10 protein-coding genes and 2 pseudogenes are annotated in these 12,053 nt (G+C 72.3%); 4 read left to right on the top strand and 8 right to left on the bottom strand.

Annotation, left to right across the window (positions count from 1 at the left end; all coding sequences use genetic code 11):
- Window positions 1-47: 47 nt before the first annotated feature.
- Window positions 48-885, bottom strand: a pseudogene (locus tag UW392_RS35460) (dehydrogenase).
- 109 nt (window positions 886-994) lie between these two features.
- Here UW392_RS35460 and UW392_RS35455 point away from each other — a divergent pair.
- A complete protein-coding gene (locus tag UW392_RS35455) occupies window positions 995-1,786 on the top strand; it encodes a CDP-alcohol phosphatidyltransferase family protein (RefSeq protein ID WP_320779317.1) in 792 nt (263 codons plus the stop codon).
- Here UW392_RS35455 and UW392_RS35450 read toward each other — a convergent pair.
- The 6 genes from UW392_RS35450 to UW392_RS35425 form a co-directional block, all read right to left on the bottom strand.
- Window positions 1,756-3,015 carry an MFS transporter gene (locus tag UW392_RS35450; protein ID WP_320779316.1) on the bottom strand — a complete coding sequence of 420 codons (1,260 nt, stop codon included), beginning with the start codon at window positions 3,013-3,015 and terminating at the stop codon, window positions 1,756-1,758. The genes UW392_RS35455 and UW392_RS35450 overlap by 31 nt on opposite strands.
- Window positions 3,012-4,805, bottom strand: coding sequence for an ABC transporter permease subunit (locus tag UW392_RS35445; protein ID WP_320779315.1), 1,794 nt, complete (start codon window positions 4,803-4,805; stop codon window positions 3,012-3,014). Before UW392_RS35445 ends, UW392_RS35450 begins: the two co-directional genes overlap by 4 nt.
- 3 nt (window positions 4,806-4,808) lie before the next feature.
- Window positions 4,809-6,323 (bottom strand): ABC transporter substrate-binding protein, encoded by a 1,515-nt coding sequence (locus tag UW392_RS35440; protein ID WP_320779314.1) that lies wholly within the window; start codon window positions 6,321-6,323, stop codon window positions 4,809-4,811.
- Window positions 6,324-6,416: 93 nt separating this feature from the next.
- Entirely contained in the window at window positions 6,417-6,953 is a 537-nt protein-coding gene (locus tag UW392_RS35435; protein ID WP_320779313.1) for a GNAT family N-acetyltransferase, read from the bottom strand.
- 127 nt (window positions 6,954-7,080) lie between these two features.
- Window positions 7,081-7,659, bottom strand: a complete 579-nt coding sequence (locus UW392_RS35430) for a hypothetical protein (RefSeq protein ID WP_320779312.1) — start codon at window positions 7,657-7,659, stop codon at window positions 7,081-7,083.
- Between the two features lie 164 nt (window positions 7,660-7,823).
- Window positions 7,824-8,654 (bottom strand): MHYT domain-containing protein, encoded by an 831-nt coding sequence (locus UW392_RS35425; RefSeq protein ID WP_320779311.1) that lies wholly within the window; start codon window positions 8,652-8,654, stop codon window positions 7,824-7,826.
- Window positions 8,655-8,874: 220 nt separating this feature from the next.
- On the opposite strand from UW392_RS35425, the gene UW392_RS35420 reads away from it, so the two are divergent.
- Window positions 8,875-9,696, top strand: coding sequence for an SAM-dependent methyltransferase (locus UW392_RS35420; RefSeq protein WP_320779310.1), 822 nt, complete (start codon window positions 8,875-8,877; stop codon window positions 9,694-9,696).
- A gap of 22 nt (window positions 9,697-9,718) precedes the next feature.
- On the opposite strand, the gene UW392_RS35415 is transcribed toward UW392_RS35420, so the two are convergent.
- Complete coding sequence (locus UW392_RS35415; protein ID WP_320779309.1) at window positions 9,719-10,894, bottom strand: hypothetical protein; 1,176 nt, start codon at window positions 10,892-10,894, stop codon at window positions 9,719-9,721.
- Window positions 10,895-11,336: 442 nt separating this feature from the next.
- On the opposite strand from UW392_RS35415, the gene UW392_RS35410 reads away from it, so the two are divergent.
- On the top strand, window positions 11,337-11,855 hold the full coding sequence (locus UW392_RS35410; RefSeq protein WP_320779308.1) for a hypothetical protein: 519 nt from the start codon (window positions 11,337-11,339) through the stop codon (window positions 11,853-11,855).
- Window positions 11,825-12,053, top strand: a pseudogene (locus UW392_RS35405) (hypothetical protein); the annotation flags it as partial. The gene UW392_RS35410 and the pseudogene UW392_RS35405, both read left to right, overlap by 31 nt.

Genomic DNA, 12,053 nt, shown 5'->3' with positions numbered 1-12,053 from the left:
AGCGCCACCTGACTCCTTTTCCCCTTTTCCGACAGGTCAGGGGCGCCTCACGGGGCGGACGGGTCGTAGCGGACCCGGTGGCACAGCGCGGGAATCTCTCCGGAGGCGAGACGCGGCATGACGTCCGGCAGTTCCTCGAAGGCGCATTCGCCGGTGACGAGCGCGTCCAGCGCGGGGTCGGCCAGCAGGTCGAGGGCGAGGGCGAGCCGGTCGCCGTAGGAGCGGCTTGTGGCGCGGGCCGGGGAGACGGTGCCGACCTGGCTGCCGCGCACGGTGAGGCGGCGGGAGTGGAACGCCTCGCCGAGCGGCAGGGTGACGCTCCGGTCGCCGTACCAGCTGAGTTCGATGACGGTGCCCGCGGTGCGGAGCAGTTCCAGCGAGCGGGCGAGGCCCTGCTCGGTGGCGCTGGCGTGGACCACCAGGTCACGGTCGCCGGCCGCGTCCTCGGGGGATCAGCGGGGCGGCGTCCCACAGCGCGTTGACGGCCGTCTCCACGGTCCCGGCGAGCACGGCGCGCGCGGCCGGCACGGACGACGGCACCTCGGTCACGGCGGCGGCGGGCACTACGTAACGCGTCTGGTGCGGGTACAGGCAGAAGACGGTACGGCCGACGAGCGCGGCGGGCCCCCGCTCCACCGTCCCGACGCTGAGGCAGCCGTACTTCACCGGGCCGGGGAACTCCCCCTCCTGGAACGGCGCCCGCATGGCCGCGTACTGACTGCGCGGTACCCGGCCGCGGAACACCAGTGTCTCCGTGCCCCGGCTGACCCCGGAGTAAGAGGTACGCACCAGTACGTCGGCCGGGCCGGGTTCGGGCAGGTCCACCGGACGGATCACGCCCGCTTCCGGGGCGTCGAGCCGGAAAGCGGCAGCGGCGTGCTTCATCGGCATCCTCCTGAACGGTCGGACGGCCACCCACGTACCGAGGGAGCACAGGCCGCCACGGCGAGGTGGCGGCACTGATCGACTCTGTCACACGGCCGGAGGATGCTCGGTGGCCCTGAACAACACTGCCCTGGACCGGACTTACGAGGTCTGGCCCGTCCAGCAGGAGACCGCGGCGGGGGCGGGCGCGCAGGTCGCGGTGCTCGCGGTGCTCGGCGCCGCGACCGGTCTCGGCCCGGCGGGCTGGCTGACCGGACTCGTCTTCGCCCTCGCGACCTGGGCGGTGCTGTCCCGGGCCGTGCACCGTGCCCGGCCGGCCGCGTTCGGCCCGGCCAACCGGGTCACCCTCGGCCGGGCCGTCCTGGTCGGCGGCGTCACGGCCCTGGTCGCGGACTCGTTCCGTGACGCGCCGCCCGTCTCCCTCCTCGTCGGCCTGACCGCGGTGGCGCTGCTCCTCGACGGTGTCGACGGCCGGGTGGCCCGCCGCACCGGTACGTCGTCGGCGCTGGGCGCGCGCTTCGACATGGAGGTGGACGCGTTCCTGATCCTGGTGCTCAGCGTGTACGTGTCCCTGTCGCTGGGCCCGTGGGTGCTGCTGATCGGCGCGATGCGCTACGTCTTCGTCGCCGCGGCCCGCGTCCGGCCGTGGCTGACCGCTCCGCTGCCGCCCAGCACGGCCCGCAAGACGGTCGCGGCACTCCAGGGCGTCCTGCTGCTGGTGGCGGCCTGCGGCCTGCTGCCGCACGCGGTGAACGCGGCCCTCGTGCTGCTGGCGCTGGCCGCGCTGACCTGGTCGTTCGGCCGGGACGTGCGGTGGCTGCGGCGCCGCGGCCGTCTCTCCTTCGAGGCCGCGTCCGCCCCCGTGGCCGCTCAGCCGGTGCCGGAGCTGGTCGCCTCGTGACGCCGGGGCAGCAGCAGCGCCGCCAGCAGCGGTACGGCGGCGAGCACCAGCCACGGCACCGCCGCCGGGAGGCCGCTGTCCAGCAGCGAGCCGGTGAGGGAGGAGCCGACGAGGACGACGGCCCCCGACACCGAGGACAGCGCGCCCGTGTACAGCCCGAGCCGTCCCTCCTCCGCGAGGTCGGGGACCCAGGCCCGCGCGACGGGCGCGACCAGCATCTGGCCGAGGGTGAGCAGCACGACGAACCCGGCGGCGGGGAGCAGCCCGGTCACGCCCGTCCAGCCGGCGGGCCGCGCGAGGGCCACCGCCGCGAACCCGGCGGCGACCAGTACCAGTCCCGCCGTCATGGAGCGGCGCGGGGCGAGCCGCCGTCCCGACCAGCGGGTGACGGGCAGTTGCGCCGTGACGACCAGCAGCGAGGAGAGCGCGAACAGCCAGGCCAGCGGCGCCTGGGAGCCGGCCGCCCGCTCCACCTCGGCGGGCAGCGCCAGGTAGAACTGGTTGTAGGCGAGCAGGTAGGCGCCGTACGCGCAGGCCAGCGCGAGGAAGCGGCGGTTGCGCAGCAGCAGTCGCGCGCCGCCCCTGGCGTGGACGCGGGCGCGCCCCGGCAGGTGCTGCGGCAGCAGCCACGCGTGTCCGGCGAGGACGAGGACGAAGATCCCGGCGCCGGCCAGGCACGCGGTGCGGAAGTCGACGCCGAGCAGCAGCGCGCCGAGCAGCGGTCCGACGAACGCCCCGGCCTGTCCGGCGACGGTGAACAGCGCGAGGACCCTGGTGCGGTCGCCGCCGCCCTCCTCCTCCCAGAGGACCGCCTGCCGGGCGACCTCGGACTCGACGGCCGGTGAGAACAGCGCGGCGGCGAACCCGATGAGCAGGACCGCGGCGACGACCGACCAGGTGGCGTCGGCGTACCCGAGCCAGAGGAACCCGGCGATCCGCAGCACGCACCCGGCGAGGACGACCGGCCGGATGCCGTGGCGGTCGGCGAGCGCTCCGCCGACCACGAACAGTCCCTGCTGGCTGAAGGTCCGCAGTCCCAGCACGAGGCCGACGAGCCACCCCGCCATGCCGATGCCGTCCCCGAGGTGCTCGGCGAGGAACGGCAGCACGGCGTAGAAGCCGAGGTTGAAGGCGAGCTGGGTGAGGACGAGGAGCCGCAGGAGCGGGGAGAGCGGGGTGCGGGCCGGTCTCTTCGCGGTGGCGGCCGTACCGGTGGCGGTCGTGGTCACCGGACCCCCGCCAGTTCCCTGGTCCCGGCGTCGGCGGCGGCCGGACCGGTCTCGGGCGTGACGCGGCGGGGGCGCCGCCGCAGCCGGATGCCGCCCGCGGCGGTCACGGCGAGCGCGCCGAGCAGGGCGAGGACGACGGCGGGGGCGAGGACGGCCCAGGGCGCGCGTTCGGCGTAGGGCTGGTTCTCGGCGAGCAGCAGACCCCACTCGGGGGACGGCGGCTGCGCGCCCAGGCCGAGGAAGCCGAGCGAGGCGAGGGCGAGGGCGACGCCGGGCAGCCGCAGCAGGGCGTGGCGGAGCACGGGCGGCAGGACGGCGGGCAGCAGTTCGCGGCGGAGCAGGTACCAGCGGGTCGCGCCCATGGAGCGGGTGGCCAGGACGTGCAGGGTGGCGCGTTCCTGCCGCAGCAGCGAGGCGGTGTGCGCGGCGAGCGGCGCCCAGGCCACGGCGGTCACGGCGAGCGCGGGGGTGGTGGCGCCGCTCCCGGCGACGGCGGTGACGAGGAGCGCGAGCAGCACCGGCGGTACGGCGTTGACGGTGTCGACGAGCGGTCCGCAGATCCTCGGTACGAGGCCGAGGAGGACGCCGATGACCAGGGCGGCGGCGCTGATGGAGAGCGCGAGGGCGAGGGTGTCGAGGGCGCCGTGCCCGACCCGGGCGAGGAGGTCGCGGCCGAGGGCGTCGGTGCCGAAGGGGTGGGCGAGGGAGGGTGCCTGGAGCCGTGCCCCCGTCTCGACGGCGAGGGGGTCGCGGGGCAGGCCGAGGGCGACGACGGCGAGGAGTACGGCGCCGAGGCCGAGGGGCAGCAGCCCGCGGGCCGGCGGCGTGGGCCGGTGCAGGGTGGACAGCGCGCCGTCGCGCAGGGCGGGGCCGGTGAGCAGGTGGGCGGCGAGGCGGGCGCCGCCGGTCGCGACGGCGGCCAGCAGGACCAGGGCGAGGGTGCCGGCCTGGAGGACGGGGAGGTCCTGGGCGAGGGCGGCCTGGAGGGTGGTGCGGCCGAGACCGGGGATGTCGAAGATCTGCTCGACGGCGACGGCACCGCCGGTCAGGCCGACGACGAAGAGGCCGAAGTTGGGCAGCAGCGCGGGCACGCAGCGGCGTACGGCCTGCCGGGCGACGCGGCGTCCGGTCATGCCGCGGGCGGCGGCGGCCAGCGCCCAGGGTTCGCCGAAGGCGCCGGGGAGCAGGTCGTCGAGGAGGCGGCCGAGGAGCGCCCCGGCGGGCAGGCCGAGGGCGAGCGCGGGCAGCACCGTCCACTGCGGCCCGTACCAGCCGAGCGCGGGCAGCCAGCCGAGCTGCACGCCGACGACGGTGGCGAGGACGGAGGCGAGGAGGAACTCGGGCAGCGCGGCCGTCATCGCGGAGAACGTCCCGCGGGGCCGCCGCCCGCCGAGCTCGCGCCTGGCACCGAGCCGCAGCGTACGGGCGCACACGGCCCCGGCGGTGACGACGGCGACGACCAGCGCCACGGCCATCAGCAGCAGCGAGGCGCCCAGTGCCTGGAGCACGCCGGGCAGGACGTCGGACCCGGAGATCCACGACTGTCCGGCGTCCCCGCGCAGGAGCCCGCCGAGCCACGTGCCGAGCAGGTGCGCCGGTCCGTCGCCGAGCCCGAGCTGCTCACGGATGGTCTCCAGCACCTCGGGCGACGGGTCGCGTTCGGCGGACCGGGCCTTGAGGACGGTCAGTGCCGGGTCGGTGCGGGTGAGCCAGGGCAGCAGCCCGATCCCGCACACGAGCGCGGCCGCGAGCAGGAGCCGCCAGAGGGCCGCTGTGAGCTGCTGCCGCATGGATCAGCGCCGCGTTCCCGTGGAGACGAGGGTGCGCTCGTAGGGGTCGAGGACGACGCCCTGGACGCCGTCGGCGACGCCGGTGATGATCCGCTGGTGCACGAGCGGCACGACGGCGTCGCTGCCGAGGACGCGGGCCTCGGCGGCCATGGCGGCGTCGCGCCGCCGGTCGGTGTCGCTGATCCCCTCGGCCTTCCGGACGGCGGCGTCGACGTCCTTGTCACAGAGCTGGGCGATGTTGAAGTCGCCGCCGCAGGAGTAGTCGCTGGCGAGGACGGAGACCGGGTCGCCGGTGTCGAGGAGGGTGTTGCGGGCGAGGACGAACGCGTCGAACTTCCCGTCCAGCGCGTCGCTCTCCAGCCGCGAGTACTCGCGGACGGTGAGCTTCACCGTGAACCCGGCCTTCTCCAGCTGCTCCTTGACCACCTGGGCGACCTCGGGCAGCTCGGGCCGGTTGTCGTAGGTGGCGAGGGTGACGGTCCGGCCGTCCGCCTTCTCGGCGGCGGCCCGTCCGACGGGCTTGCCGCGCTTGCCCTCGGCCCAGGTGACGGCGGGCCCGTAGATGCCGACCCCCTCGTCCCCGTACCCCTCGTACACGTCCTTGGCGAAGACGGAGGTGTCGAGGGCGGCGCGGGCGGTGGCGCGCAGTCCGGCGTCCTTGAGGGTGCCGGAGGAGGAGTTGAGCAGGAGGCTGGTGGTGCGGGTGGTGGCGGTGTCCCGCCGTTCTCCCTTGTCCAGCGTGGCGGCCTGGGCGACGGGAACGGCCTCGGCTATGTCGAGTTCGCCGCTGCGCAGGGCGTTGGCGCGGGCGGTGCCGTCGGCGATGAAGCGGGCGTCGATGCCGGCGGCCTGGGCGCGGCCGCCCCAGTAGTCGTCGAACCGGTCGAGGGCGGCGGAGGAGGTGCCGTTCACCTTGGTGATCTCGAACGGCCCGGTGGCGGTACCGACGGGATCGGCCTTGCCGCTCTTCTCGTACTCCTTGCCGTACGCCTTGGCGGAGAGGATGGCGAGGGAGGGGCTGGAGAGCCGCAGCGGCAGTACGGGGTCGGGTGCGTCGGTGGTGACGGTGACGGTACGGCCACTGCCGGCCTTCGCGGTGAGGTCCGTGCCGGAGAGGGCGGCGGGCGCGGGTTCGGCCCGCGCGGCGTGCGTGAGCGACTCGGCGACGGCGGCCGGGGTGACCTCGGTCCCGTCCTGGAACTCGGCCTCGCGCAGCGTGAACGTCCAGCTCTTCCCGCCGTCCTCCTGCTGCCAGGACTCGGCGAGCGCGGGGGCGGCGGAGCCGTTGGCGTCGAGGGAGGTGAGGCCCTCGGTGACGGCGAGCCGGCTGAGGAGGGTGGCGTCGGCGCCGTACGGCGAGAGGTTCTCGGCGGGCGGGAAGGCGAGGGCGACGCGCAGCCTGGCGCCGTCCCCGTCGTCGGCACCCGAGTCCGAGCCGCCACCGGAGGAGAAACAGCTGGTCATCAGCGGGACGAGCAGGAAGGGCGCGAGCAGCCGAAGGCGGCGGTGGGAACGCATGGTCCTCGGTTCGATCGGGTCGGGGGCCGTGGGCGGACGGCGACGGACGGGTGGCCGGGGCAAGCCTACGTGGAAATGGTTTCCACGAGTCGGTCACCCCAGGGGGACGTCGAAGTGGATGATCCCCTGTCCCCCGCCGGCGTCCTCGCGCTCGTCGTGGACGACCTTGGCGAGCGACCGCCAGAACGGTTCGGCGCCGGTCACGGCGGGGTCGGTGTGCAGGTAGACGGCGCGGTAGCCGCCGTCGGCGACGGCGAAGGCGAGCAGTTCCCCGACCAGCCGCCGGGCCAGTCCGCGCCGCCGGTGCGCGGGACGCGTGTACACGCGCCGCAGCTGGGCGGTGACCCCGGAGGGGTAGCGCTCGGCGACGTGGCGGGGGTTCGGCGGGTGCAGGGGCCCGCGCGAATCGAGCGCCCCGGTGGCGACGACGTCGCCGTCCCCGTCCACGGCGACGAGGAGGGCGTGCCGGGGCGGCGCGAGGTACGCCCCGGCGAGGTCGATGATGTCCCGGTGCCATCGCGGCACGTACCCGGTGCCGAAGTCGCGGTAGACCGTGTCGAGCATGACGGCACGGGCGGCGTCGAGGTCGCCCGGGGTCGCGGGGCGGATGCTGTAGTCGGTTGAGCGCACCTGCACATGGTACGCAATAAGGGGAACGGGCTGGTGGGTGGGGCCTCCGTCCCGTCGTCGAACGAGCCGGAGTCCCGGGGAATCTCGTTCCCCGGGACCCACGAAGCCCTCGAACAGCAGTACGCGATCACGCGTACGAAGTGATCGTGTCATTCATCCCGAACACTCCGAGATCCTCGAACTGCACGAACGGAATTCCGACCAGCCAGAGTTTCCGCCCTTTCCACCAGTGGTGCTCGTAGGCCACGTGCACGCCCCAGTTCTTGACCGACGACGCCTTGTCGTTGAACTTGTACGGCCACCACTTGAGATTCGGCCACGGAGTGGTCAGGAACTTGTGCGAACCACCGAACTTGGTGTTCGCGTAGAAGATCGTGGAGCCGACCTCGTGGAGTTGCTGGAGTTCACTCACCCGCTGGAAGTGCTCCTCCGAGGGAAGCTCCTCCAGCTCCAAGGAAATCTCCTCGTCCGTGCGCGCTTTCGCCAGCTGGACCTGGTAGTACTCGACAGCCCTGTTGGGGTCGGCCACCGCTTTGGTCACGGCGGACACCCGCGCTTCCACGGCGGTCATGCGCTCAGCCGCCTGCGCATCGGCCTTCGACACGAACTCACGCGCCCGCTCCGCGCTCAGCCCACGTTCCACCTGCACGGGCCTGTCACCGACCTGCATCACCACAATGTTGTCGTTCTCGGTCGGAGCTGCCATTGATTACCCCTTCCGGTAGACCCGTCGAATCGCACTGCTCGGCAGTCGCACACGCTGCCATTCACACATGCCAGCGTCAACGTTTCCTTTGCAAGTGAGTGACGCGTTTCCGTTCGACGGAAATAAGCGGTGTGCGTGTTGAGGCAGATAAGAATGAGCGGAAATCACCGGCGCGGCGAGATCTCGGGCCAATCACCGGCCGCTGCCGCGCCATCGGGCCCCACGGCGACCGACGGCCGGACCTTCGTGTCCTCTCCCCCCACCAGCAGATCCGGATCGAACATCACGATCACGCAGGCGATGACGAGAACGCCGACCGGTCCCGCGATCACCGGCACGAGGAAGGTGAGGAGGTTCTGGGAGTCGGCGGCCAGCGGGTCGGCGGGGCCGTCGAGATGGACGTTCATCGCGGCCATGCCGACGTAGTGCATGCCGGCCACGGCCGCTCCCATCACGGCGCTGGCGCCGATGGAGGCCCACAGTGCCCGAAGGTTGACGGCGGCCCACAGCGCCGCCGTGGCGGCGACCACCGCGATCAGGACGGACAGGGTCACAGTCACCGCGTCAAAAGACTTGTGACCGGCCACATGCATGCTGCTCATGCCCAAGTAGTGCATCACGGCGACGCCGCCCCCGGTGATCACTCCGGCGATACCGAGATGGAGCGGCGAGGCGCCCCGGTAACCCACGATGAGGACGCCGATCGCGACGACGAGCACGGCGACGGCGAGGCTGAGAAAGGTCAGCGGCGTGTCGTAGCCGATCGTCGCGCCGGTGACACTGAAGCCGATCATGGCGATGAAGTGCATGGTCCAGATGCCGGTGCCGATACAGACGGCCCCCAGCGCCAACCAGGCACCCCGGCGCCCCCCGGCTGTGCGGCGCAGGGATCTGGTGACGCAGCGCAGCCCCAGCGCCCCGCCCAGGCATGCCGTCAAGTAGGCGAGAACGGGAGTGATCATCCCGTAGTTGAACTGCGTCACGTCAGCGTGCACCGAGGTCCCCCACACATTGTTGTTGAATGTGCAACTTATGCAGGTGCACTCGCCGGACGCAAGATACTGATGAGTACTCCGAAATCGTGATCTACGCGGCATGCGTGCGCGGCACGCCCTCCCCGGCCGTGCCAAGATGCTGTCCCGACGGTCACGTCAGTTCTCCTTCGCGGGACAACGTGCGTCAGCGGAACGCGAGTTCAGGACGGAGCACGGCATCATGACCTCCCCCGGCAGCGACGGTCCGGGCGGTATCCCCGCCCTCGGGATCGACACCAGCAGGCCCCACCCGGCGCGGATGTACGACTACTTCCTCGGCGGGAAGGACAACTACGAGGTCGACCAGGCCGCCGCCGAGGAGTTCATGAAGGTGGCGCCTGAGGTGCGGGAGGGCGTCCGCGCCAACCGGCGGTTCATGCGGCGCGCGGTGGAGCACGTCGTGCGCGAGGGCGGGGTACGGCAGATCCTGGACATCGGCACGGGCCTGCCCACCGAGCCCAACGTGCACCAGATCGCGCGGGCGATCGCACCGGACACCCGCGTCGCCTACATCGACAACGACCCCATCGTCAGCACGCACTCCATGGCGCTGCTGGACGCCGCCGACACCTCGGTGGTCCTCGCCGACCTGCGCGACCCCCGGGCGGTCCTGGACCACCCGGAGGTGCGCGCGGTCATCGACCTCGACCGGCCGGTGGCGCTGCTGCTGGTCGCCGTCGTGCACTTCCTCTCCGACGCGGACGACCCCGACGGCATCCTCGCCACCCTGCGGGACGCGCTGCCCGCCGGTTCCTACCTGGTGCTGTCGCACGCGACCGGCGACGTCCACGACGACCACCGCGAGGACGCGGCGGCCGTGTACCGCAAGGCCACCGCGTCCATGAACCTCCGCCCGCACGCCAGGGTGTCAGAGTTCTTCGGCGACTTCCGGCTGGTCGAACCCGGACTGGTCCGGGTGACCGACTGGCGCCCGGAGCAGCCGCCCCGGCCCGATGCCCCGCTGATCGGCATGTACGGCGGGGTGGCCAGGAAGGACGGCTGAGGGGCCGCCGCCCGCCGTACCGTCAGGCGCTGATCTGGCCGTGCACCAGCACCGGCAGGTAACCGGCCAGGTACGCCTCCTGTACGCGGACCTCGTAGGCGCTGCCCCACGTCCACACGGGCAGCACGTAGGCGCCGGACTCCTTCCTGATCGGTCCGTCGATCGCGATGATGTGCTCGCCCTCGGGCTCCACGCGGCCCCAGATCGGCGCGGGCGCGGTCGCCGCCTTGGCGAACGACCGCTTCGTGGCGTCGTTGGCGGCGCTCGCCCAGTCGTCGAAGGAGCGGACGAAGGCGTAGACGTACGGCTTCGCCCGGCCCAGTTCGGTGTTGACCGCGTCGACGGCCGCCTGCGGGGTGGCGGCCTTGACGCGGGTGACCGTGACGTTCGCGGCGCCCGCGACGTTCTGCATGATCGACTTGAGCCCGTCGGAGTCCAGACCCAGGTCGCCCTGGTCGCGGAAGGCCGACTCGCTGTTGCGGACGTCGACGGCGACCTGGAGGGCGCCCTTCTTGGTGTCCTGGATCCGCAGGACCCGTTCCCGGCCGCCCGCCTGGAACTTGAGCTGCCATTCGCTGTTCGGCACAGTCGGGATGATCTGCGCCGTCGAGGCGTCGACCACGAACCCCGCGACCTGGCCGAGTCGCCAGCCCTTGATCTTCAGCTCGAATTCGAGATCAGGACTGAGCTTCGCGGCGTTGAGCGTCGGAATGTGCTCCGGGTCCAGGGTGAACGCGTCGAGGAAGGGCTCTTTCGCGTTGAACAGCCGGGCGATCTCCTCGGACACCAGGGTCTGTGCCTCGTACATCTTCGGTGACCGGATCTTCAGGAGTTTCCCCAATGCCCGCGCCAGGACGAAGTCGAGATTGAACAGCGGGACGTATCCGCCCTGCGGTTGCGCGGCCGCTTTCGCGTCACGCTGTTCCAGTCGGTGCTGGAGCAGTACCTGCGGTCCGGAGGTGATGCCGTTGAAGTCGGTGCCGGAGTACACGGCCCGCAGCAGTTCGACGAAACGGTCGCGGTCGTACTGGAGGTAACTGCGGACGATCGCGGTGAGGCCGCACGTTCCGTAGAACCCCTGGTTCACCTTGTCGGGCTGGTCCAGCAGAGTCTTCGCACGTGCCTCGTCGGGCCCCTCGAATTCGGGCCGGCTCGCCCGCAGATCACTGACGGCCTGTTTCGCCTGTGCAATATCCATTCCGGTTTCCTCGCGTTCGCGCGCCGCGCCCTTGCGACGCTGCCGTACCGCGAAGTCTGCGACGCGTGCGAGGGATGGCAAGGGGTCCCGCTCGTATCCGGTTTGCGGGCCCGGACACCGGCGGGCGATATTCCTGCTTTTCCTGCCTCATTCGTCGGAGGAGTACGTGGCTGTGGAGTTCGCCCGCATCGTCGTCATCGGTGTCGTGGCCGTCATCGGGATCGTCCGCTACCGCCGTTTCAGGGCGGGACCTTCCCGAGGCGACGGTGGCTCTGGCGGGACCGGGCGTGCAGGGGAGCGGGGCCGCCACTGAGCCCCGGTCCGGACTGAGTCCAGTCCGTCCGACTGCCGGGCTGGCCTGGGGCGATGACTCGTTGTCAGTGCCTGCCGGTAGCTTCGTTCTCGTTCCGCCGAAGTGGCGAGGACACCCCCTTTGGCATGCATGGGAGATGGTGCGTTGTCCGTCTGGGAGAGGTCGAGCACGGTGCGGGTGGTTCCCCCCGCACGGCCGCGGAAGCTGGCCAAGGTGCCGTTCGTCGAACTGGCCGACGGCCGGCTGCAGGGCGTGGTGTCCAGCGGGTCGGACATCGGGCGGGTGTACGTGTCGTCGGTGGCGGCCGGGTCCTACGCGTTCGCGTGCAGCACCAACAACAACCGTCCCTGCGGCGGCGCGCACGGCTGGTTCTGCAAGCACATCGACGCGCTGGTGACCGAGGCCGTGGTGCAGTACGGCGTCGAGCGGGTGGCGCGGTACCTGAAGGTCGATGTCACCGCCGCGGACCCCGGTGCCGGCGACGTCATAGACGCCATGACCTCCACCCACCCCGCGCAGGGCGACCGGGCGGCCGCCGCCCAGGTCTTCAGCCGTTTCCTGCGGCACCTGTCCTATCTGGAACTGGCGCCGACGACGGCCCCGCTGCCGGAGATGCACTGGTTCCCGACGACGAGGGCGGTGGCCTGATGCGTGCCGATCTGCTGACCGACCCGGTGGACGGGCTGGACGAGGCGCTCGCCGCGGTCGACGGCTTCGACGCCGCGCTCGTCGGCGGGCTGCTCCGCCCGCAGCCGGGCCAGGCCGACGGCCTGGCCGGTCTCGCCGACGCCGTGGCCGCGTCGCCGCTGGCCTCGCGGGTCGCCGAGGCGGCCGAGAAGGCGGGCG

Source organism: Streptomyces sp. CRN 30 (assembly GCF_034105845.1).
Note: the sequence above shows the minus strand (reverse complement) of the source record. Positions and strands in the feature narration are given on the sequence as shown.

Excerpts from the sequence above, each read along its gene's own strand:
- UW392_RS35445 (WP_320779315.1), bottom strand. The coding sequence starts at position 4,805 with ATGCGGCAGCAGCTCACAGCGGCCCTCTGGCGGCTCCTGCTCGCGGCC.
- UW392_RS35440 (WP_320779314.1), bottom strand. The coding sequence starts at position 6,323 with ATGCGTTCCCACCGCCGCCTTCGGCTGCTCGCGCCCTTCCTGCTCGTC.
- UW392_RS35430 (WP_320779312.1), bottom strand. The coding sequence starts at position 7,659 with ATGGCAGCTCCGACCGAGAACGACAACATTGTGGTGATGCAGGTCGGT.
- UW392_RS35420 (WP_320779310.1), top strand. The coding sequence starts at position 8,875 with ATGACCTCCCCCGGCAGCGACGGTCCGGGCGGTATCCCCGCCCTCGGG.
- UW392_RS35415 (WP_320779309.1), bottom strand. The coding sequence starts at position 10,894 with ATGGATATTGCACAGGCGAAACAGGCCGTCAGTGATCTGCGGGCGAGC.
- UW392_RS35410 (WP_320779308.1), top strand. The coding sequence starts at position 11,337 with ATGGGAGATGGTGCGTTGTCCGTCTGGGAGAGGTCGAGCACGGTGCGG.